The following is a 21,786-nucleotide window of genomic DNA, read 5'->3' as shown; positions in this document are numbered from 1 at the left end:
CCTGCCCGATCCGTTCATCACAGATCCAGCACCAGGCGAGCCGACCTGGCGCGCGAGCAGCAGGGCAGGAACTGGTCGTTGGCAGCCTGCTCGTCTTCGGTCAGATACATATCGCGGTGATCGGGCTGACCAGAGATGACGCGCGTCAGGCAGGTTCCGCAGACGCCCTGCTCGCACGATGTCTGGACGCAGACTCCGATGGACTCCAGCGCCTGCACCACGGTCTGCGCGGGCGTGACACGCACCACCTGGCCGCTGCTGGCGACCTCCACCTCGAAGCTCTCGTCGTCGGCGCGGTGCTCCACTTCGGCGGCAAAGAACTCGTAGTGCAGATGTTCAGCGGGCCAACCCGCCTCTCGTGCCGTATCGAGCACGGCGTCCATAAAGCCCTTGGGTCCGCACACATACAGATGCTGCTCCTGCTCTCTTTGCTGCAGCAATTCGCTCAAGCCCAGCGACGACTTTCCATGGGCGTCATCCACATGGATCTGCGCCTTGTCAGCCCATTGCGCAGTCTCGATGGTCTGGGCAAACGCCATGCGCTCACGCGAGCGGCCGCAGTAGTGCAGTGCGAAATCCGCACCGTCGCGCGCCAGCTTGCGCGCCATGGCCAGAATCGGCGTGATGCCTATGCCGCCTGCCAGCAGCAGATGCTTGCGGGCCGGCGCATGCAGCTCGAAATGGTTGCGCGGGTGGCTGATGGTGATCTGCTGGCCGGCCTGCAGCTGCTCATGCACGGCCGCCGAGCCACCGCGCGAGGCGGGCTCGCGCAGCACGGCAATCACATAGCGGTCCAGCTCGGCGGGATCGTTGCTCAGCGAATACTGGCGCACCAGCCCACCAGGTAGGTGCACATCGATATGCGCACCCGCACTGAACGGCGCCAGGCTGGCGCCTTCCAGAGCCCGCAATTCCAGGCTGCAGATACCGGCTGCCTGCTCCTGCTTGTGCGCAATGCGCACCTCGAACGTGGTTTCAGTCTTCATCTCGGGTACTTCTCTTTTGCTTGTGCGTCCCTAGGCCAGCGCCTGCGAGGCTTGCGCGCCGGCCTGGCGCAAGCGCTCGATCACGCGCCGCGCACGGTTGGGCCCCACATCCACGTGGATATCCACCACGGCGCGTGCACCAAATCGCTGCTGGTTGCGGAACTGGGCTTCGATGACCACCTTGTCTTCTTCGAAAGTGGCCGCCGTCTGATCGATCACCAGCTGTGTCGTGTCCTGCATCTGCGGATGCGGATTGGTCGCAATCGTCCAGAAGTAATGCGCGCTGGTCTCCGTCTCCGGCGTCACGCCGTGAAAGCCGCGCATATGGAATCCTTCGCGCTCCGGGTTGTCCAGCCTGTCCTGGCCGGCATCCATGGCACCGGTCCAGATACGCACATGCGAGGGATGAAACTCCACTTCCTGCCAGCGGTCAATGCGGCCCTGAAAAGGCCAGGCCTGTGCATAAGTAGGTGGAGGGTCCGAATCCGGCATCCAGCGCACCACCTTCACGCTGTCCCCGTCCTGGCTGACCTTGAGATCCGCGTTCATATGCACGCGGGCATTGCCGCCTATGGTCTTGAGGTGCACATAGCCCAGATGGCTCAGATCCAGCAGATTGTCGTGAATCAGCTGATACGGTGCGTCGTAGTGGTAGACGCCGCCGCCAAAACGATATTTGGGGTCGCTGTGCACGGCATAGGCAGGCGGCTCCGTGTCCGGCACGGAGTCCGGTGTCGCGCCCATCCAGATCCAGAGAATCTGGTCGCGCTCGCGCAGCTCGAAGGACTTCACGCAGGCCTTGGCCGGAATCCGTTCCTGGCCCGGTATTTCCAGGCAGCGCCCCTCATGGCTGAAGAGCAGGCCATGGTAGCCACAGCGCAGACCCGCAGCTTCCACCGTGCCGCAGGACAGCGGCAACTCGCGGTGGCAACAGCGATCCTCAAGCGCCGCGACCCGGCCATCCTCCGTGCGGAACAAGACCACCGGCTGGCCCAGCAAGGTGCGCGCCACCGGCTGGTCCTTGAGCTCCCAGGCAAAGCCCGCCACATACCATTGATCCAGCGGAAAGGCCGTCAGGGCCGCGCTCATGGGTTGAGAAATCTGGTTCATCGAAGTCTCCCTGGTCAATGAGCGGCAGCCACTGTCTCGGACGCAGCGCGCCTGTCCGCAGCCTGCGGGCCTGCAATACGATGCATGGACACGATGACGGCAGCCAGGACAAACGCCAGGCCATAACCCAGGTACAGCTGATCGGGCGACCAGGCCGCATCCAGCAGGCCACCGGCCACCAGAGGCGACACAATCGCCCCGATGCGGCCGATGCCTATGCCCCAGCCCACGCCCGTGGCGCGCACATCGCTGCCGTAGACCACCGGCGCAATCGCATAGAGGCCGGCCACACAGGCATTCACAAACACACCAATCAGAAAGGCCAGCGTGTACGACATCCACAGCGCGCCGGAGCTACCCACCAGAAAGCACAGCAGCACTGCCGTCACCAGCATGAAGACCGCCAGCGCACGGTGAATCGCGAAACGCGCCGCCAGCAGGCCCAGCAAGGTCGCGCCCAGAATGCCGCCCAGACTCAGCAGCACGCCCGTGGTCACGCCCTGCTCGGGCGTCAGCCCCGAGGCCGCCAGCAGCTTGGGCGTCCAGCTCATCACGAAATAAAAGCCGAACATCACCGAGAAGAAGGACAGCCAGACCAGCAAGGTGGGGCGCAGCAGCCTGGGAGACAGCAGCTGCAAAGGGCCCATGCGCTTGCCTTCACCGCTGCCTGCCGCCACGGCCTGAGGCAGGGAACCCAGTGCGGGCAGGCCCATCTTGCGAATCAGTCCATTGAAACGCTGCAGCGCATTGGCGGGTCGCTTGACCAACAGAAAGTCCAGAGACTCGGGCAAGGCAAACCAGGCCAGAACCAGCACCGCCAGCGTGGAGCAACCGCCAAACAGGAAGACGGAACGCCAGCCATGGTGCGCGAGCAGCCAGACCGCGATACTGCCGCCAATGGTCGCGCCCAGCGCATAGCCGGTCGATTGCAGCGTGACTGCCAGACTGCGCCAGCGCAGCGAGGCATATTCGCTGGCAATCACATTGCTGCAAGCCAGAATGCCGCCCACGCCCAGGCCCGTGATCACGCGCAGCACCGCAAGCTGCGTGGGCGTCTGGCTCCAGGCCGAAGCCAGCATGCCCAGCCCGGACACGGCCAGGCACAGCAGAATCAGGGGACGGCGCCCCAGCTTGTCGGCCATGGGCGCCAGCAGCAGCGAACCTGCGGCCATGCCGAAGAGGCCGGCACTGAGCAAAAAGCCCAACTCCGAGCCGCTGAGCTTCCAGTGCGCCGACACCGCCGAAGCCGTGAAGGCCATCACCAGCACGTCAAAACCATCAATCATGTTCAGGGCCATGCATACCGCGATGACCGACCATTGGAAGGTCGTCATGGGCCGCTGGTCCAGATGCGCGCGCAAATCCTGTTCCATCGTTGTCTCCTTGTTTTCTATCATTCATTCAGCATACTGAATCACATTCAGTTTACTGAATGAAATCTTGATCCAGCACAAGTGGATTCCCTAGTCGTGCCGGTTCACAGCCGGCGCTGGCCGGCGTGATCGTGATGAAGCCGCCGCGCCAGAACGGGCTGCTAGCCGTTGATCACCGCTTGCTCGCCGGCTTCAGTGCTGTCGTGCAACTGCACGAACTTGCGCAGCAGGCGCTTGAACTCCGCCTGCTCCTCGGGCTCCAGCGCCGAGAGCATGCGCTGCTGCAGCTCGTAGACATTGGGCACAAACGCGGCCAGCATGGCTTCGCCCTCGGTGGTCAGGCTCAAACGGCGCTGACGCCTTGGCAGCAGCTCGCGATGAATCCATCCCTTGCTTTCCAGACGCGCAGCGATATCGGCCGTAGTCGAGTTGTCCAGTGCGACAAGACGCGCCAGCGTCACCTGGTCGATGCCGGGAGACTCTTGCAGCATGCGCAGGATGGCGTATTGAACCGGCGTCACATCGGGGCCCAGCACTTCTCGAAACAGCAGCGCAGCAATCTGCTGGGCTCGCCGAATCAGATGACCTGGCTGGTCGTAGAGATCCAGGGAAAGCGGGTTGGGTGTGGTGGGCGATTCCATGCAGCAGCGTAGCAAGGGCAGCGCTGCCTATGGGCATCGCTGACTCCGATTCGAGGAGCTGCAAGATTACTCCATCTACTGGCATGATCTGCCCCGCCTGCGGCCGTTCAGGCCAGCGCTGCAACGTCCGACTCGCTTTTCTCTTCGTCGATCAGGCGCTCGATGATCTTGCGCGACTGCACGCCGCCGGCATCGATATTGAGCTTGAGCAGCTGACGCTGCGGATAGTCCTCAAGGTTGCGCTGCTGCAGCTCCAGCATCTCCAGGTCTTCGCTGAAGATCTTGTGCTGGCCTTGCTTGATGGCCGCCGTCACCGATGCATCGCCGGGATTGAACTTGCGCGCCATGCCCCAGAAGTACCACATGCTGCCATCGGTCTCCGGAGTGATGAAGTCCACCACCATGCTGTAGACCTTGTGCTCGTCAGCGGCGTCATAGCCGCCCTTGCCGGCATGCGCCACACCGACCTCGATCAGCACATGGCTGGGAGGAGTGAAGCGGCAGACCTGCCAGCGGTCCACAGGCACGTCATCGGCCAGACCATTGCTGCGCAATGCCATCTTCCAGAACGGAGGTGCCTCGATGTTCTCCATGAAGCGGCTGGTGACCACCTCGCTGTCGCCCATGACCTCGGTCTTGCAGGGCGTCTCGTCGATCTCGGCCTGACCGATGCTGCTGGCATGCACATAGGTTTCATGGGTCAGGTCCATGAGGTTGTCGATCATCAGGCGATAGTCGGCCTTGATGTGGAACAGCCCGCCGTCATAGGCCCACTCGGGGTTGTCATGCCATTGCAGATCCGGGATCAGCGCTGCATCGGCCGCATCCTTGTCGCCCGGCCAGACCCAGACAAAGCCGTAACGCTCTTCCACCGGATAGCTTTTGATGGCAGGAAAGCCACGCACGCGCTGGCCGGGCATGGCAACCGTCTTGCCGTCGCAGCCCATCTCCAGCCCGTGATAGCCGCAGACCAGCTTGCCTTCGCAGACGCGGCCCAGCGACAGCGGTGCGCCGCGATGCGGGCAGAAGTCCTCGACGGCGGCCATCTTGCCTTCCAGGGCGCGGTAGAAAACCATGCGCTCGCCGCAGATCTGGCGCCCCAGCGGCTTGTCCGTGACTTCGGCCGCAGTGGCAGCAACATACCAGGTGTTGCGAGGATAGGTGGGCTGTGCTTGCTTGCTCATCGTGGGTGTCTCCTTGTATTTATCGGTCGGGGTCTGGTCCGGGCACCGCCTGCTGCGCCACGGACCGGGTATCAGCGGCTGGCGCGAATCAGTTGCGCACCGGGTACGCGCGTGGTCTCGGGCGAGCGCATGGCTTCGCGCAGGTTGCGCCGCGCAATGCGTGAGTGCTCTTTCATCAGCGCCTCGGCACGCGCGCCTTCGCGGTGCTCGATGGCGTCAATCACTTCACGGTGCTGCTCCTGCGCCAGAATCAGGCTGCGCAGCGCGCGCGGCGACTCGGAGTCGGCCACCACAAAGCCCGAGGGGGAGGCAAAGGGCAGGCGCTTGACCCGCTCCAGCTCGCGCTGCATGAAGCTGCTGCCCGACATCTCCAGCAGGATGTCGTGAAATTCGGAGTTCAAGGCCACATAGGCGGAAAACGCTTCGTCGCCCCAGTTCTGGGCATCCAGCACACGGTCGATGGCATCCAGACAGCGCGCGGCTCTCGCCAGCAGGGCTGCATCCACCCCGCGCTCGGCCGCCATGCGCGCCGCCAGACCTTCCAGCGTGCCGCGCAGCTCGATGGCGTCAGACACATCGGCTTCGGACAGCACGCGCACCTTGTAGCCGCGCCCGCCCGCCGTGGCTTCCAGCATGCCCTCCTGCTCAAGCCGCATCAGCGCTGCACGTATGGGAGTGCGGGAGATGCCCAGACGCTCGGCCAGCACCAGCTCGGAGATGCGCTCTCCGGCCGCCATCTCGCCGGCAAGAATCATTTCGCGCAGCTGCAGCTGCGCCTTCACGACCTGGGAATGGTTTTCTTCCGCTGCAGCAGCGGGGGCAATGGAGGGTGGCATGTCTCGCGGGGTATTTAGTTCTTGGTAGACGGAAGAAATGTATACATAAAAATCAAAAAACAGCGATTTAATTGCCAAACCAAGGGTAAAAACCTAACATCATGTATACATATAAGCAAAGCAGTCAAAAAGAAAGCCACCCGAAGGTGGCTTATCAAACGTCTGGCGAGAGGCGGCCGCACTCAGGCGGGAATCTCCGATGACTCCTGCTGATTGAGCTGCATATTCCACATGCTGGAGTAACGCCCTCCGGCGGTCAGCAGCTCCTCGTGCGTGCCGCGCTCGATGATGCGGCCGCTGTCCATGACCAGGATTTCATGCGCTTCGACCACGGTGGACAGGCGGTGGGCAATGACCAGCGATGTCTTGCCCTGCGCCGCGCTGCGCAGCTCGTGCTGGATGGCACGCTCGTTGGCGCTGTCCAGTGCCGAAGTCGCTTCGTCGAAGATCAGGATCGGCGGATTCTTGAGCAGGGTGCGTGCGATGGCCACACGCTGCTTTTCACCGCCCGAGAGCTTGAGGCCGCGCTCACCCACACGCGTGGCATAGCCCTGGGGCGTGCGCTCGATGAAGTCATGGATGCGCGCAGCCTTGGCCGCTGCAACCACCTGCTCCTGCGTGGCGCCCGGCTGGCCATAGGCGATGTTGTAGGCCACCGTGTCGTTGAACAGCACCGTGTCCTGCGGAACAATGCCCACGCAGTGGCGCACGCTGCTCTGGGTCACCGTGCGGATGTCCTGCCCGGCAATGCGCACATGGCCGCCCTGCACGTCATAGAAGCGAAACAGCAGACGCGCCAGCGTGCTCTTGCCCGACCCCGAGGGACCGACCACGGCCACGGTCTTGCCCGCAGGAATGGTGAAGCTCACATCATGCAGTATGGGCCGCGCGCTATCGTAGGCGAACTGCACGTTTTCAAAGCGCACTTCGGGCGGCGGATTGTCGATCTGCAAGGACTGGGCACCGGGCGCATCGGCCACCTCTCGCTCCTTGTCCATGAGCGTGAACATGCGGTTCAGGTCGGTCAGGCTCTGCTTGATCTCGCGGTAGATGACGCCCAGGAAATTCAGCGGGATATAGAGCTGAATCATGAAGGCATTGATCATGACCAGATCGCCCAGCGTCAGCCTGCCGTCGACCACGCCCTGCGTGGCACGCCACAGAATGGCCACCAACGCCGCACCGATGATGAGCTGCTGGCCGCAGTTGAGCATGGACAGCGTGGTCTGGCTCTTGAGCCGCACGCGGCGCAGGTTCTCTAGATTCTCATCGTAGCGCGCAGATTCGAACTGCTCGTTGTTGAAGTACTTGACGGTCTCGTAATTGAGCAAGGAATCAATGGCCTTGGTATGGGCCGCCGACTCCTGGGCATTGGCCTCTTTTCTGAAGCGGGTGCGCCACTCCGTCACTGTGACCGTGAAGCCGATATAGAACACCAGCGCTGCCAGCGTGATCACGGCAAACCAGATGTCGAAACGCACGGCCAGAATGCCCAGCACCAGCGCCATTTCAATCAGTGTGGGCAAGATGGAGTAGAGCGAATACGAGATCAGCGACTCGGTGCTGCGCACACCGCGCTCGATGTCGCGCGTCATGCCTCCGGTCTGGCGCTCCAGATGAAAGCGCAGGCTCAGCGCATGCAGATGCTCGAAGGTCGACAGCGCAATCGAGCGCGATGCCCCTTGCGTGGCCTTGGAAAAGACCAGATCGCGCAGCTCGGTGAACATCGTTGAGGAAAACCGCAGCAATCCATAGGCCGCCAGCAGACCCACGGGGACCACCAGCACGGCCTGGGCCTGCCCGGGCTTGATATCCAGCGCATCGACCAGATGCTTGAGCAAGATGGGCACGCCCACATTGGCCAGCTTGGCGCAGATCATGAACGCCAGCGCCGCCAGCGCATGCCATTTGTAGCGCCAGATATAGGGAAAGAGGCGACGCAGCGTGGCGCCGTCTGACTGGTTTGCCGCTACTGCGGCTTCTTCTGGGGTTGCAGGTAACTGTGAACGCATTGTGGGGCTGTGTCGCCCTGCTGGCAGTCGGAGCCGCGGTAGAGGGCGTCTATTTCTATGACGGGAATCGGGGTACCCGCGAATTCTGCCTGTCCCGTCACTTTTGCGCTCACCCAGACCAGGGTGAAGGGCTGCAGCAACTGCCTGTCATACGGGCCGGCACCGCAGGCCTTGAAGAAGCTTGCCTCGCGTGGCCAGGACAGAAAGCCCTGTTCGCTGAACTCGGCATGCAACAGAACCATGCAATCGCGCTGCTCGCCGACCGCCGCTATGGTGCGCAGCCCGCCAGCCCAGCAGACACGCGCATTCAGCGCACCTGCCTGCAAGGCCTGCCTGGGATTCATTGCAGTGAAAGGTCCGGCCAGCGCTGCCGCGCCGGTCAAGGGTTCCGGATGGCAGGAGGGCTGCACGGCCTGCACAGGCGGCTTGAGCGACCTTGCCGATGTCACATCGTCTCTGCCCGATATTGGGGCTTTTACCGGATGGCTGCTGCAGGCCGCCAGCACGACACTCAGGCATCCACAGATCCACCACAAACACCGTCCCATAGTTACCCCCTACTTACTTGCCCGAACCGTCGCTAGTGGCTTTCTCTCGCCAACATGGTAGAAACCCGATGTTGAGGGACAATTCAATCTTTCCATTCGTGTCACAGATTTCCATGCCTCCCCGTTCGCCCGACCTTCCCAGCGTTGCCCTGCCCGCCGACAAGGAACTGGTCCTCAAAGTCGTGCCCATGCCTGCCGATGTCAATGCCAATGGCGACATCTTCGGTGGCTGGGTCATGGCGCAGGTGGACCTGGCAGGCTCGGTGCTGCCTCAGCGCATCAGCCACACCCGCATGGTGACTGTGGCCGTCAACGAGTTCATCTTCAAGCAGCCCGTGCGCGTGGGCGACATTCTGTCCTTTTACGCGGGCGTGCAGCATGTGGGTCGCACCTCGGTCGCTGTGGATGTGGAAGTCTTTGCCGAGCGCTTTTCCGACCAGGGCAAATATGTGAAGGTGACCGAGGCCCGCCTGACCTATGTGGCCATTGATGCCACCGGCAAGCCCCAGTCTCTGCCTGATACCGAGCAGACACGTGCCTGGCGCGAGAAACTCCAGGCTCAGGCGGCCGCCAAGAGCTGATCCATGCATCGAGCATGAAAAAAGCGACCTCTAGCGGTCGCTTTTTTCATGGGCTGTGCGCAGAGATTCAGGCGACAGCAGCGCTACCCGTGGTTTCACTGCTGCTGGCTGCAGCCGTCGCCGTGCTGCTGCCGGCACTGCTCTTGCTCCAGGCGGAAGCGGAGGCATTGCTGGAACTGCTGGTGCCGGAACGGGTTCCCGCTTCGATCTGCCCCGTCAACTCGCCACCCTCTTCGATCACCACCTTGCCATAGCGGATCGTGCCGCTGACCTTGCCGGAGCCATAGATCACCAGCTTTTCGCGCACCGTGAGAGTGCCGTCGAACTTGCCGTGGATTTCTGCAATATCGATCTCGGCCGTACCGTGAAACGCCCCCTGCTCGGCAATCTTGATGACGCGGGAGTTCATGGTCGCCTCAACCGTTCCCTCCACGACCAAGGTATCGCAGTCCGTGATTTCCACGCCCTTGAGCTTGATGTTCGGGCCGACGGTCAGCTTGCTGCCACCGTTTTCCTCCGCAACAGGCGCGGTGGGAGCAGCAGTCGCAGCCGCACGCATGGGGCTGGATGGTGCCGTGCCAAGGCCCGCGTTACTCAGGGAGCTGGCGCCAGATGTCGCAGCGGTATTCGCTGTCGAAAGCCCGGTGACGGAACTGCGTGAAGGAAAGTTATCGTTATCGCGTTTGCCGAAGAACGGGTTTTGCACAGCCATGGCGGGAATCTCCTAGTCAGAAAGTGCCATCCTATGCAGCATAAGTAGCAACATTTACCGTCATCTCGCAATAACGGTAAGCAAAGCTTTCACAAGTTTCAGTTACTTGCATGCATTGCCTGATCTCACACAATGAAAGATTTGGCAGCATCCGGGCAAGCGTTCACTTGCCTGTCTTTGAGGCACTTTTTGCTGCCAGCCCATATTTCGCTGGCGCTTTACGCTCTCGTTTCAGAGATCGTCAAGAGACGATATAGGCCGCCGTGCCGGTAGAGAGCAGCTCACCATCCACCGACAGAAACTCCATCTGAGTATTCGCCACCCGCGAGCCTAGGCGCAGCACTCTGGCCGTGAGCAGAAATTCCTTGCCGATGCCGGGGCGCATGTAGTCCACACGCAGATCGATTGTGCCCAGCCGGGAAAAACGATGCAGTCTTTGCGCGGGCGTATCGTCCATATGCTTGGCCGCAATGGCCGCCATCACAGCCAGCCCGCCCATGGAGTCCAGGCCGGCGCTGATCACGCCGCCATGAATGCGCTGGTAGGCCGAATGCCCGATCAGATCAGGTCGCATGGCGATATGCCCCTGCACCAGCGTGGGCGTGATCTCGCCGATCTTCAGACCGATAGTCTGGTTGAAGGCCACGCGCGTTTCAAAGATCTCTCGCAAGCCGGAGATGAACTCAGGCTCGAACTGCACGGACTCGGCAATTTCCTGCGCTGAATGACGGGACGGGACGGACCTGGATGTCATAAGCAACCCTGAAAAGAGGTCAAAGAAAAATCGCCCGGCAAGGGGCGATTCTCAGATCGGCACTGGTGCAAGCTGGCGAAACTGGACTGGATTCGACACATGCCGAAATCCGGATAGCGCTTTGGGTAACACCGCCACCCATCGCTGCGCTCGTCTTGCTGCCGCAATGTCTGACTTGAGCACTGGCTGAAGTCAGGGTGGCGTTTTTGGCGAAATCACCCCCCATCGCTGCGCTCGTCTTGCTGCCGCAATGTCTGACTTCAGCACTGGCTGAAGTCAGGGTGGCGTTTTTGGCGAAATCGCCCCCCATCGCTGCGCTCGTCTTGCTGCCGCAATGTCTGACTTCAGCACTGGCTGAAGTCAGGGTGGCGTTTTTCCATGAAGGCCGTCAGTGCTTCCTTGGCCGCGGGCTCGCGCAGCATGCGGGCGAAGACCGCGCCCTCTTCCACGATACGCTCGCCCACTGCCTTGGCCTGGCCGCCCTTCATCAGGCGCTTGGTCTCGATCAGCGAGGACAGGGGTTTGCGCGCCAGCTTCCTGGCCTGGGCCTGTGCCACGGCATTGCATTCGCTGGGCGGCACCACGCGGTTGATCAGGCCCACCTCCAGCGCGGCTTCTGCCATGAAGGGCTCGCCCAGCAGCAGGGCTTCGGCGGCGCGGTGATAACCCAGCATCTGGGGCAGAAGCAGGCTGGATGCCGCTTCGGGGCATACGCCCAGGTTGATGAAGGGCAGCGAGAATGCGGCGTTATCGCCGGCATAGACCAGATCGCAGTGCAGCAGCAGCGTCGTGCCAATGCCCACGGCCGGACCACAGACGGCAGCAATCAGAGGCTTGGGGAAGGCCGAGACTTCCTGCAGAAAACGCCACACGGGCGCATCGGCCCCCATTGCACCGGGGGTTGAGGCCTGCTTCAGGAAGTCCGCAATATCGTTGCCTGCGCTGAAGATGGCGATGTCGCCCTGAAACACCACCACGCGCACGCCTGCGTCGACCTTGGCCGCGGCCAATGCATCCGCCATCTGGGTATACATGGCCTCGGTGAAGGAGTTCTTCTTCGCCGCACGGTTGAAGGTGATGGTGCACACGCCCTCTTCGGTGTGCACCAGGATGTCCTGGCTATCCTGGGTATTGCTCATGGTCTTGCCTTGTGAATGATGTGAACAGCTTGCCGGTTTCGGCGCGCTATTCCTTGTAGTAAACAATCTGGTGGCTGGTCGCCAGCATCTGACCGGACTGGCTCCACAGCTGGGCCGTCTGGTCAAAAAAGCCGTTGCGGAACTCCTGCCCTCGCGCCTGCGCCAGCAGCAGTCCGTCACCTGCTGCAGCCAGTTCCTCGCGTCCGGCATGGAAATAGACCGTGATGGACACCGTACCCGCCGGCACGCGCTTGGAGCGGCGCAGCCACGCCCGTGGAAAGAACACATCGGAGACTGCAGCCAGCGACGCGAAATCCAGCGGACGCGGCGGATTGTCCCTCACCCAGAGTCGCGTCAGACTGTCACGCTCGGCCCCGTCCTCATCACGCGGCAGGATGCCGTCCACAAATCGCATCTCATAGCGGGTCAGCCACTCGGAGGCCTTGAACAGCGGCGGCACGCGCTCCACCTCGGCGGCAGGCCGGACCTCGGGCATGGGCATATCGCTGACGCTCCAGGTCTGACGGCGTACCGCCGTCACGGCCGTGGCCGTGGTCACGATCTGCGGCTGGCCCTGGGCATCGGGCTGGGTGATCGTCAGCAGCCAGTGCTGGGTGGAGCGGTTGGTCCGCACCGGGTTCGCGTCGATCTCGAAAGCACCCGGCCCCACGGCTGCCGCATAGTTGACGGTGATGGACAGCGGATCGCCCAGACACTGAGGGTGTTGCTGAATGGCCTGCACCAGGCTGGCCGCCGTGATGCCGCCATAAGGGCCGACCATATTCCAGTAATCGGGCGAAGCCGTTCCCTGGTACTGATTGGGCACGCCCGTAGCGCTCAGCGCTACGGCACGATCAAAGGGGTGGAGGTCTGTGCTCATGATTGGCAGTGTTGCCCAAGGGCGGGAATGAAAGCCGTCAAACAGGTGACTCAAGCGGCCCGAACAAGGGTTTGCCTGGGCCACGGTCACCGTCGCGCCAGCTCTGCAGCAAGGGCAAAAGGGGCTGCCACAGTAGCTCACGCATCTCTTCCTTGAAATACCCCAGATGGCCTATGCGTCCGGACGGAGCCAGGCCCGGATCGACACGCTCCAGCGTGCTGGGCGCACTTTTGTACCAGTCCACCAAAGACTGCACGCTGGCCAGCGACATCATTTCGTCGTCCTCGAAATACAGCGCATGCAAGGGGTAGTGGGCTGCCGCATAGGCCTCGGCCGCCCAGCGCCCCTCCACCCCCATGGCGTACAGAGGATTCAGGCACCAGCGACGCCATTGCCAGATCACGCCTGCCGGCAGATCGCCCACAATGCCCAGCTTGCGCCCCGGAAACGCGCCGTACAAGGCCGTGACCAGCGGAGCGACGCCCCACCAGAACAGCCTGACCATGCGCTTGGTTGGCGCCGCGTTATCGCGCCAGTAGCCGCTGCCGCTGCCCACAGACAGCAAGCCGTTGATGGGCAGAGGGATGGAAGCCAGACCCGGCAATTGCGAGCCCACACTATGACCGATCCAGATCAACGGCTGCTCAGGAAACTGCTGCTTGAGCTGCGCTGCCACCAGCTCGCAGTCCTTGGCCCAGTCCAGCAAGTCGGCCCTGGCGTCGCGCAGCGGCACTTGCAGGGACAGGCCATGGCCACGGTAGTCGAAGGTGGTGACGCCATAGCCCTGCTCCGCCAGCCAGCGGGCAAAGGCCTGGTAATAGCTTTGCTGCACGCCCATGGCGCCAGCCACCACCACCTGCGCCAGCGGCGCTGCCGCCCTGGGCTGACACTGGCGCAGCACCAGATGGGCCGAACCCACGGAGATGGGCAAGGCCATCTCCGTCCATTGCACGGCAGCTTGCACCGGAACTTGTACGGAGGCTTGCGACTGGGCGGTCTGCATGGCAGCTGCGGCGTTCAGACGCGCTCGAAGATGCCTGCCGCGCCCTGACCCATGCCCACGCACATGGTCACCATGCCGTACTTGAGCTGTTTGCGCTGCAGCGCATGGACCACGGTGGCGGCACGGATGGCACCGGTCGCCCCCAGGGGATGGCCCAGCGCAATCGCACCGCCCATGGGGTTGACCTTGCTCTGGTCCAGACCCAGGGTGTTGATGACAGCCAGGGACTGGGCCGCAAAGGCCTCGTTGAGCTCGTACCAGTCGATATCGTCCTGCTTGAGACCCGCATAGCGCAGCGCGGCGGGAATGGCCTCGATGGGGCCAATGCCCATGATGGCGGGCGGCACGCCCTTGCTGGCATAGCTGACGAAGCGCGCCAGCGGCGTCAGACCAAAGCGCTTGACGGCATCGCCGCTGGCAAGGATCAGCGCGCCCGCACCGTCGCTGGTCTGCGAGCTATTTCCCGCCGTGACCGTGCCGCGCGCCGCAAACACGGTGCGCAGCTTGGCCAGGCCTTCGAGGCTGGTATCGGGGCGCGGGCCTTCGTCCAGACTCACTGTGCGCATGCTGGCCACGGTCTCGCCGGTGGCGATGTTCAGCGTGCGGTCGGTGACTTCGATCGGCGTGATCTCAGCAGCGAAATCGCCGGCCTGCTGCGCGGCAATCGCGCGGCGGTGCGATTCGAGTGCAAACGCATCCTGCGCCTCGCGCGAGACCTTCCACTGCTGGGCCACCTTCTCCGCCGTCAGGCCCATTCCGTAGGCAATGCCCACATCGCCGTCGCGCTCGAAAATGCTGGGCGAGAGGCTGGGCGCATTGCCCATCATGGGCACCATGCTCATGCTCTCCACGCCGGCAGCAACCATCACATCGGCTTCACCGACGCGGATACGGTCCGCCGCCATGGCCACGGCCGACAGACCGGAGGCGCAAAAACGGTTGACGGTGATGCCGCCGATGCTGGTGGGCAGTCCCGCCAGCACTGCACCGATACGCGCCACGTTCAGGCCCTGCTGGGCTTCGGGAATCGCGCAGCCGCAGACGATGTCCTCGATCGCCTTGGGGTCCAGGCCGGGCACCTGGGCCAGCGCCGCCTTGAGCGTGGTAGCCAGCAGATCGTCGGGACGGTAGTTGCGGAAAAAACCCTTGTGCGAGCGCCCGATGGGCGTGCGCGTGGCAGCAACGATATAGGCGTCTTGTACTTGTTTCATGACCAAATTCCTTGGTTGTCTCTTAGCTCTTTAACCTGTGTGCGAGGCTTCAATGACTTCGCGGCGCATACCAGCAGCCAGCGAGCAAGGGCCGCCCCGCAGCGTTGCTGGCGTCCCCCTTCCCGCAACGCGAGAGAAGGGGGAAGGCGCGCAGCGACTCAGGGGGATGCTCATATCAAATCAGTTGCGAACCGGCTTGCCGGTGTTCAACATGCCCAGGATTCGTTCATGGGTCTTGGGGTGAGCAATCAGATAGCAGAAGGCCTTGCGCTCCAGGCTCATCAGATAGGCCTCATCCACCAGCGTGCCGGCATCGACATCGCCGCCGCAGACCACATTGGCGATCAGGCCAGCAATATGCTGGTCGAACTCGCTGATGAAGCCGCCGTCGCGCATATTGACCAGCGAGCCCTTGATCGTGGCCTGGCCGCTGCGGCCCGCCACGGGGAAGCTGCGCTTGTGCGGCGCACGCCAGCCGCTGGCTGCCATGGCCTTGGCCTCGTTGATGGCGACAAACAGCACCTCGTCCTTGTGGGCCACGACGATGTCGCTGTCCAGCAGATAGCCGAGCTTGCGCGACTCCAGCGCGCTGGTCCCCACCTTGGCCATAGCTGCGGCCGTGAAGCCTTCGGTCAGGAAGGGCAGCAAATCCTTGCCGGTGCTGGTGGCGGCATTTTCGGCAGCACGGCGGGCGATATAGGTCAGGCCGCCCGCGCCGGGCACCAGGCCCACGCCGACTTCCACCAGACCGATATAGCTTTCCATATGGGCCACGCGGCGCGCCGAATACACCGCCATCTCGCAGCCGCCGCCCAGCGCCAGCCCGTGAATGGCAGACACCACGGGCACCTGTGCATAACGCAGGCGCAGCATCAGGTTCTGCAGCTCCTGCTCGATGCTCTCGATGGCGTCGGCACCACCGATCACAAAGGCAGGCATGGTGGCCTCCAGGTCGGCGCCCACGCTGAAGGGCGCATCGCCGGACCAGATGACCATGGCGTCGAAATCGCTCTCGGCCGTATCCACCGCCTCCATCAGACCCTCCATGACTTCGGGGCTGATGGCGTGCATCTTGTTCTTGATGCTGGCGATCAAGATCTTGCCGTCCAGCGTCCAGGTGCGCAGCGCCCTGGTTTCGGCAATCGTCGTGCCAGCCGTCTGCCAGTCGGGCAGATCGGTTTCACCCAGCAGCTTCTCGGGGAACAGCTGACGCTCGTACACGGGCAGCACACGGCGCGGCACGAATTGGTTCTTCGCGGGGCTCCACGAGCCATTGCCCGTGTGTACTCCGCCGGCCTCAGCCACCGGACCTTCGAAAACCCATTGAGGCAGCGGCGCCTTGCACAGCGCCTTGCCGGCGTCGATGTCCTCCTGGACCATCTTGGCCACCTCCAGCCAGCCGGCTTCCTGCCACAGCTCGAACGGGCCCTGCTTCATGCCGAAGCCCCAGCGCATGGCCTGGTCCACATCGCGTGCGCAATCGGCAATGGATTGCAGGTGCACGGCGGCGTAGTGGAAGCTGTTGCGCAAAATGGCCCAGAGGAACTGGCCCTCCTTGCCCTCGGCATTGCGCAGCAGCTTGAGGCGCTCTGCAGCGGGCTTCTTGAGCATGCGGCCGTAGACCTCGTCGGCCTTGCCGCCTGCGGGAATGTAGTCCTCGCTGTCGAGCTCGAACTGGAAGATGTCACGGCCGACCTTTTTGTAGAAGCCCTTCTTGGTCTTCTGGCCCAGGTTGCCCAGCTCGATCAGCTTGGCCAGCACGGGCGGCGTGCCGAAGCTGCCGTAGAAGGGGTCGGTCTCCAGGCTCAGATTGTCCTGCAGGGTCTTGACGACATGGGCCATGGTGTCCAGGCCCACCACGTCGGCAGTGCGGAAGGTGCCCGAGGAGGCTCGGCCCAGCTTCTTGCCCGTGAGGTCGTCCACCACGTCGAAGGACAGACCGAAGTTCTCGACCTCCTTCATCGTGGACAGCATGCCGGCGATGCCGATACGGTTGGCGATGAAGTTGGGCGTGTCATGCGCGCGCACCACACCCTTGCCCAGCGTGCTGGTGACAAAGGCTTCGAGCTGATCCAGCACCTCGGCCTGCGTGGTGGGCGTGTTGATCAGCTCCACCAGCTGCATATAGCGCGGCGGGTTGAAGAAGTGGATGCCGCAAAAGCGCGGCTTGATGGCGTCGGGCAAGGCCTCGGACAGCTTGGTGATCGACAGGCCCGAGGTATTGGACGCCAGCAGCGCGTGCTTGGCGACGAAGGGAGCGATCTTGTGATACAGGTCCAGCTTCCAGTCCATGCGCTCGGCAATGGCCTCGATCACCAGATCGCAGCCCTTGAGCAGCTTCATATGCTCTTCGTAGTTGGCCGCCTGAATCAGCTCCACATCATCGGCCACGCCGATCGGCGAAGGCTTGAGCTTCTTCAGATTGGCAATGGCACGCTCTGCAATGCCGCTCTTGGAGCCTTCCTTGGCGGGCAGGTCGAACAAAATGACCGGCACCTTGACGTTGACCAGATGGGCGGCGATCTGCGCACCCATCACGCCCGCGCCCAGCACGGCGACTTTTTTCACATTGAATCGGGACATGAGCTATGTTCCATTAAGGGCCAGCGGCCTTGCCACGGACAAAGCATGGGACTGAGGTGCTGGCTGTTTTCTGTCTTGAGATTTACTGAACGCGGATCCAGGTCTGGGTACGCCAGAAAGGACCGATGGAGCCGCGCACTTCCAGCTTCTGACCTGCATCGACGGGCGTCAGGCGCACGGTATAGGTCTTGCCGTTTTCGGGATCGAGAATCCTGCCGCCTTCCCAGACCTCCTTGCCCTCGACTTTTTTGACACCGCTGATCAGCGTCATGCCCACCACGGGCTTGTCCTTGAGCTCGTCCTTGCACTCGGTGCACAGCGCATTCGGGTCAGCGCCCTTGCGCAGCAGGGCCTCGACCTTGCCCGTGACCACGCCTCCGGCCTCGGTGATCTTCACCTGCGCCTTGGGCGTGTTTTCCTTTTCATCCATGCTGCGCCAGGTGCCTACGGGCGACATCTGCGCCCAGGCGGCCGACATGCCGCCCGCTATCAATACAAGAGCTGCTACCGCTTTGATCTTCTTCATTTCCTAGTCCTTTATATTCAAAACAAGGGATGAATAGGCGCATACAGCTACTCTTTCAATAGCATTACAGCATGCGCCTGCGGAACATCAGGCCAGGGCCGCGTCGCTGTCCATCAGCGACTGGCTGCCGGCGCGCGCGGTGCGCATCAGCGTCGCCGTCTCGGGGAACAGCTTGGCGAAGTAAAAGCGCGCGGTCTGCAGCTTGCCCTGGTAGAAGGGATCGGCATTGCCGGCTGCGATCTCGCGCAGCGCCACCTGGGCCATGCGGGCAAACAGGTAGCCGAAGACCAGATGGCCCGCCACACGCAGATAGTCCACGGCCGCAGCGCCGACTTCGTCGGGGTTTTGCATGCCCTTGAAGCCGATCTCGGTGGTGAACTTGGTCATCTGCTCGCCCAGCATGGCAATGGGTGTGATGAACTCGCTCATCTTCTCGTTGACGCCCTCTTCCTCCACCAGTTGAGCGATCAGTTTGCCGAACTTCTTGAGCGTCGCGCCCTGGTTGCCCAGGATCTTGCGGCCCAGCAGATCCAGCGCCTGGATGCCGTTCGTGCCTTCATAGATCATGTTGATGCGCGCATCGCGCACAAACTGCTCCATGCCCCATTCCTTGATGAAGCCGTGGCCGCCGAAGACCTGCTGGCTCAGCGTCGTCGCCGTCCAGCCGTTGTCGGTGATGAAGGCCTTGACGATGGGCGTCAGCAGGGCCACCAGCTCGCCGCTGTCCTTGCGCACCTTCTCGTCCGGGTGGTGCAGCTCCTTGTCCAGCAGCAGGCCGCAGAAGGTGGACAGCGCGCGGCCGCCTTCGGCATAGGCCTTGGCCGTGAGCAGCATGCGGCGCACATCGGGATGGACGATGATGGGGTCGGCCGGCTTGTCCTTGGCCTTCACGCCCGACAGGCTGCGCATCTGCAGGCGGTCCTTGGCATAGGCCAGCGCATTCTGGTAGGCCACTTCGGTCAGCCCGAGAGACTGGTTGCCCACGCCCAGACGGGCCGCGTTCATCATCACGAACATGGCTTGCAGACCCTTGTTGGGCTCGCCCACGAGGGTGCCGATGGCGCCGTCGATATTGATCTGGGCTGTGGCATTGCCGTGAATGCCCATCTTGTGCTCCAGCGCACCGCAGAAAATCGGGTTGCGCTCGCCCAGCGAACCATCGGCCTTCACCTTGAACTTGGGCACGACGAACAGGCTGATGCCCTTGGAGCCGACAGGCGCATCGGGCAGACGCGCCAGCACCAGGTGCACGATGTTGCTGGTGAAGTCATGCTCGCCGGCCGAGATGAAGATCTTGTTGCCGGTGACACGATAGCTGCCGTCCGCCAGCGGCTCGGCCTTGGTGCGCAGCAGGCCCAGGTCGGTGCCGCAGTGCGGCTCGGTCAGGCACATGGTGCCGGTCCACTCGCCGCTGGTCAGCTTGCCCAGATAGGTCTTCTTCTGCTCCGGCGTGCCGTAGGCATGCAGAGCCTCATAGGCGCCATGCGACAGGCCAGGATACATGGTCCAGGCCTGATTGGCGCTGTTGAGCATTTCATACAGCGCCGAATTGAGCACGAAGGGCAGGCCCTGGCCGCCATACTCCGGATCGCAGGACAGTGCCGGCCAGCCGCCCTCGATGAACTGCGCATACGCCTGTTTGAAGCCCTTGGGCGTGGTGACCTCGTGAGTCTCCTTGTTCAGCGTGCAGCCCTCTTCGTCGCCGGAGATATTCAAGGGAAACGTGACATTGGCCGCAAATTTGCCCGCCTCTTCGACCACCGCATTGATGGTGTCGGCATCGACCTCCGCGTACTTGGGAATCTGCTGATAGGTCTCGGTGACCTTGAAGACCTCGTGCATGAGGAATTGCATGTCACGCAGTGGCGGGTTGTAGCTGGGCATTTGTCGTCTCCTGTGATGGTTGCGCGTTGAACGGTTTGCTTTTTTTGGGGTTGGAACTGACGCAGGTTGTGAATGGCGTCAGGCGGCTGGCGGCTCGCTGGCATAGCGCGCCAGAATGTTGTTGAAGCCTGCATGAGCCCGCTCGATCGAGCCTTCGCTGTGCAGAAAGCGGGCCTCGTAATGCAGGGCAAGAATCAGTCCGTGAATTTCAAACAGCAACTGGCTGGCATCGGCATCGGCACGCAGATCGCCGCATTCCTGGCTTTGCACAATGGTGCGGCGCATGGCGGCCAGCCAGGTGCCGACGGACTCGGCCAGCGCATCGCGCACCGGGCCCGTGCGATCGTCGAACTCCACCGCTCCGCTGATATAGATGCAGCCGGAGTCGATCTCTATGGAGGTGCGCTTCATCCAGTTGCCAAACAGCGCTCGCAGACGCGGAATGCCGCGCGGCGCCTCGATGGCGGGGTAGAAGACTTCCTGCTCGAAACGGTCGTGGTACTCGTGCACCACGGAAATCTGCAATTCCTCACGCGAACCGAAATGGGCAAACACCCCTGATTTGCTCATGCCCGTGAGTTCGGCAATCGCGCCAATGGACAGGCCTTCAAGGCCGATATGGGTGGCCAGATTGAGCGCGGCCTCGACAATCGTGGCCTTGGTTTGCTGACCTTTTGCGAGCGATCGGCCCGCAGACTTGGTGGCAGCCCCTTCCACGGCCTTACTGGGGCTAACCGCAGCTTGCGCCTCGGCGTGCAGCTTGCGAGACTTTGCGCTGGTCTTCCTGCTCGCAGCCCCCCCGCGGCCAGCCGGGTGCGCCACATCCCGACCTGCGGGCGAAGTTGAAGAACGGGAAGCGGAGGACGAGGCCATGAAACTCTCAATAAAACGAACGTTCGTTCTATTTTGCACAATTTCCGGCCGGTTTTGAATCCATCAAGGGTAAATACTTAGCCTTTCCCTGTCAGGACTTTTGCCGACTCAGCTGCCTCGATGCGCAATAAAAAACGCCGCCAGTCCGGGGACTGCGGCGTTCTTGAAGGAGTGTCTGAGAAGGGGGTCAGACCACGACCATCATGGCCAGGCTGGCATCCAGATGTTCGGTGGGCAGGCGGCGGAAGCCCGAGCGGGCATAGCGCTGCAGGCGACCCAACGCAAACGAAGTCAGCACACTGGCCGCCACCGATGCTTCGGCCGTCGGCGCAGCAGAACCCATTGCGCCGGCAGCGGGACGCAAGCATTGACGCAAGGTGGACTCGATTCGGTCAAAAAACTGGTTCATGCGGGTCTGCAGACGCTCGTGCTCGAACACGATGGCGTCGCCGACCATCACGCGCACCATACCGGGATTCTTTTCACCGAACTGCAGCAGCAATGCCACCACGCGGTTGGCATTGCGCACGCCCGTGACCGGATCATGCGCAGCGTCGGGCACATCGCGGCCCACGATCTGCTGCACCAGCGTGAAGACGGACTGCTCGATGAACTCGATCAGGCCTTCGAACATCTGGGCCTTGCTGGCGAAGTGACGGTACAGAGCCGCCTCGCTCACGCTCAAATGGGCAGCCAGGGCCGCAGTGGTAATGCGGTCGGCACCCGGCTTTTCCAGCATGGAGGCCAATGCCTGCAGGATTTGCTCGCGGCGTTCACCGGGCTTGGGACGCTTGCGCGCAGGAGCCATGGCGGGAGCGGCAGGACTGTCCTCCGCGGGATTTTCAATATTGGAAACAGGCGACAGGACTTCAGACTCAGACATAGGCGACTCAGTATTTATTAGCAATTTTCTCACAGCCAGTTGCACTGTTAAGCACACGACTATCCTT

20 protein-coding genes are annotated in these 21,786 nt (G+C 62.5%); 1 reads left to right on the top strand and 19 read right to left on the bottom strand.

Annotated features, from left to right (window positions below):
• Window positions 1-17 precede the first annotated feature (17 nt).
• The 8 genes from EIC84_RS10140 to EIC84_RS26175 all read right to left on the bottom strand — a co-directional run bounded on the left by EIC84_RS10140 (window position 18) and on the right by EIC84_RS26175 (window position 8,591).
• Entirely contained in the window at window positions 18-986 is a 969-nt protein-coding gene (locus EIC84_RS10140; RefSeq protein WP_003068079.1) for a PDR/VanB family oxidoreductase, read from the bottom strand.
• A gap of 30 nt (window positions 987-1,016) precedes the next feature.
• On the bottom strand, window positions 1,017-2,096 hold the full coding sequence (locus EIC84_RS10135) for a Rieske 2Fe-2S domain-containing protein (protein ID WP_003068078.1): 1,080 nt from the start codon (window positions 2,094-2,096) through the stop codon (window positions 1,017-1,019).
• Window positions 2,097-2,110: 14 nt separating this feature from the next.
• Window positions 2,111-3,469 (bottom strand): MFS transporter, encoded by a 1,359-nt coding sequence (locus EIC84_RS10130; protein ID WP_003068076.1) that lies wholly within the window; start codon window positions 3,467-3,469, stop codon window positions 2,111-2,113.
• 161 nt (window positions 3,470-3,630) lie between these two features.
• Window positions 3,631-4,110 (bottom strand): MarR family winged helix-turn-helix transcriptional regulator, encoded by a 480-nt coding sequence (locus tag EIC84_RS10125; protein ID WP_003051093.1) that lies wholly within the window; start codon window positions 4,108-4,110, stop codon window positions 3,631-3,633.
• Between the two features lie 107 nt (window positions 4,111-4,217).
• A complete protein-coding gene (locus EIC84_RS10120) occupies window positions 4,218-5,294 on the bottom strand; it encodes an aromatic ring-hydroxylating dioxygenase subunit alpha (protein WP_003068073.1) in 1,077 nt (358 codons plus the stop codon).
• A gap of 71 nt (window positions 5,295-5,365) precedes the next feature.
• Window positions 5,366-6,130 (bottom strand): GntR family transcriptional regulator, encoded by a 765-nt coding sequence (locus EIC84_RS10115; RefSeq protein ID WP_003068072.1) that lies wholly within the window; start codon window positions 6,128-6,130, stop codon window positions 5,366-5,368.
• Between the two features lie 182 nt (window positions 6,131-6,312).
• The gene (locus tag EIC84_RS10110; protein ID WP_003068071.1) at window positions 6,313-8,142 is read right to left on the bottom strand and encodes an ABC transporter ATP-binding protein/permease; all 1,830 of its coding nucleotides are present in this window, start codon (window positions 8,140-8,142) and stop codon (window positions 6,313-6,315) included.
• A complete protein-coding gene (locus EIC84_RS26175) occupies window positions 8,100-8,591 on the bottom strand; it encodes a hypothetical protein (protein WP_003068069.1) in 492 nt (163 codons plus the stop codon). The genes EIC84_RS10110 and EIC84_RS26175 overlap by 43 nt, the downstream gene beginning before the upstream one ends.
• A gap of 212 nt (window positions 8,592-8,803) precedes the next feature.
• Between EIC84_RS26175 and EIC84_RS10100 the strand changes: the two genes are divergently transcribed.
• Window positions 8,804-9,271 carry an acyl-CoA thioesterase gene (locus EIC84_RS10100; protein WP_003068067.1) on the top strand — a complete coding sequence of 156 codons (468 nt, stop codon included), beginning with the start codon at window positions 8,804-8,806 and terminating at the stop codon, window positions 9,269-9,271.
• A gap of 67 nt (window positions 9,272-9,338) precedes the next feature.
• Here EIC84_RS10100 and EIC84_RS10095 read toward each other — a convergent pair whose 3' ends face one another.
• The 11 genes from EIC84_RS10095 to slmA form a co-directional block, all read right to left on the bottom strand.
• Window positions 9,339-9,983 carry a polymer-forming cytoskeletal protein gene (locus EIC84_RS10095; RefSeq protein ID WP_034362797.1) on the bottom strand — a complete coding sequence of 215 codons (645 nt, stop codon included), beginning with the start codon at window positions 9,981-9,983 and terminating at the stop codon, window positions 9,339-9,341.
• A gap of 241 nt (window positions 9,984-10,224) precedes the next feature.
• A complete protein-coding gene (locus EIC84_RS10090) occupies window positions 10,225-10,737 on the bottom strand; it encodes a thioesterase family protein (RefSeq protein WP_050788993.1) in 513 nt (170 codons plus the stop codon).
• Window positions 10,738-11,081: 344 nt separating this feature from the next.
• Entirely contained in the window at window positions 11,082-11,876 is a 795-nt protein-coding gene (locus tag EIC84_RS10085) for an enoyl-CoA hydratase (RefSeq protein ID WP_003068064.1), read from the bottom strand.
• A 46-nt stretch (window positions 11,877-11,922) separates the two neighbouring features.
• Window positions 11,923-12,756: an acyl-CoA thioesterase II gene (locus EIC84_RS10080; protein WP_003068063.1), complete on the bottom strand. Its 834-nt coding sequence runs from the start codon at window positions 12,754-12,756 to the stop codon at window positions 11,923-11,925.
• A gap of 37 nt (window positions 12,757-12,793) precedes the next feature.
• A complete protein-coding gene (locus EIC84_RS10075; protein ID WP_003068062.1) occupies window positions 12,794-13,759 on the bottom strand; it encodes an alpha/beta fold hydrolase in 966 nt (321 codons plus the stop codon).
• Window positions 13,760-13,773: 14 nt separating this feature from the next.
• On the bottom strand, window positions 13,774-14,970 hold the full coding sequence (locus EIC84_RS10070; RefSeq protein ID WP_003068061.1) for an acetyl-CoA C-acyltransferase: 1,197 nt from the start codon (window positions 14,968-14,970) through the stop codon (window positions 13,774-13,776).
• A 180-nt stretch (window positions 14,971-15,150) separates the two neighbouring features.
• Complete coding sequence (locus EIC84_RS10065) at window positions 15,151-17,553, bottom strand: 3-hydroxyacyl-CoA dehydrogenase/enoyl-CoA hydratase family protein (protein ID WP_003068060.1); 2,403 nt, start codon at window positions 17,551-17,553, stop codon at window positions 15,151-15,153.
• 82 nt (window positions 17,554-17,635) lie between these two features.
• A complete protein-coding gene (locus tag EIC84_RS10060) occupies window positions 17,636-18,079 on the bottom strand; it encodes a DUF2147 domain-containing protein (protein ID WP_003068059.1) in 444 nt (147 codons plus the stop codon).
• 87 nt (window positions 18,080-18,166) lie between these two features.
• Window positions 18,167-19,963 carry an acyl-CoA dehydrogenase C-terminal domain-containing protein gene (locus tag EIC84_RS10055; protein WP_003068058.1) on the bottom strand — a complete coding sequence of 599 codons (1,797 nt, stop codon included), beginning with the start codon at window positions 19,961-19,963 and terminating at the stop codon, window positions 18,167-18,169.
• Between the two features lie 78 nt (window positions 19,964-20,041).
• A complete protein-coding gene (locus EIC84_RS10050; RefSeq protein ID WP_174447024.1) occupies window positions 20,042-20,836 on the bottom strand; it encodes a TetR/AcrR family transcriptional regulator in 795 nt (264 codons plus the stop codon).
• Window positions 20,837-21,023: 187 nt separating this feature from the next.
• Window positions 21,024-21,719 carry a nucleoid occlusion factor SlmA gene (gene slmA / locus EIC84_RS10045; protein WP_034362795.1) on the bottom strand — a complete coding sequence of 232 codons (696 nt, stop codon included), beginning with the start codon at window positions 21,717-21,719 and terminating at the stop codon, window positions 21,024-21,026.
• Between the last annotated feature and the right edge of the window lie 67 nt (window positions 21,720-21,786).

This window comes from Comamonas sp. A23, assembly GCF_004522605.1.
Taxonomy (GTDB): Bacteria; Pseudomonadota; Gammaproteobacteria; order Burkholderiales; family Burkholderiaceae_C; genus Comamonas; species Comamonas thiooxydans.
The sequence above is the reverse complement of the archived record's forward strand: the minus strand, read 5'-3'. Positions and strand labels throughout refer to the sequence as shown.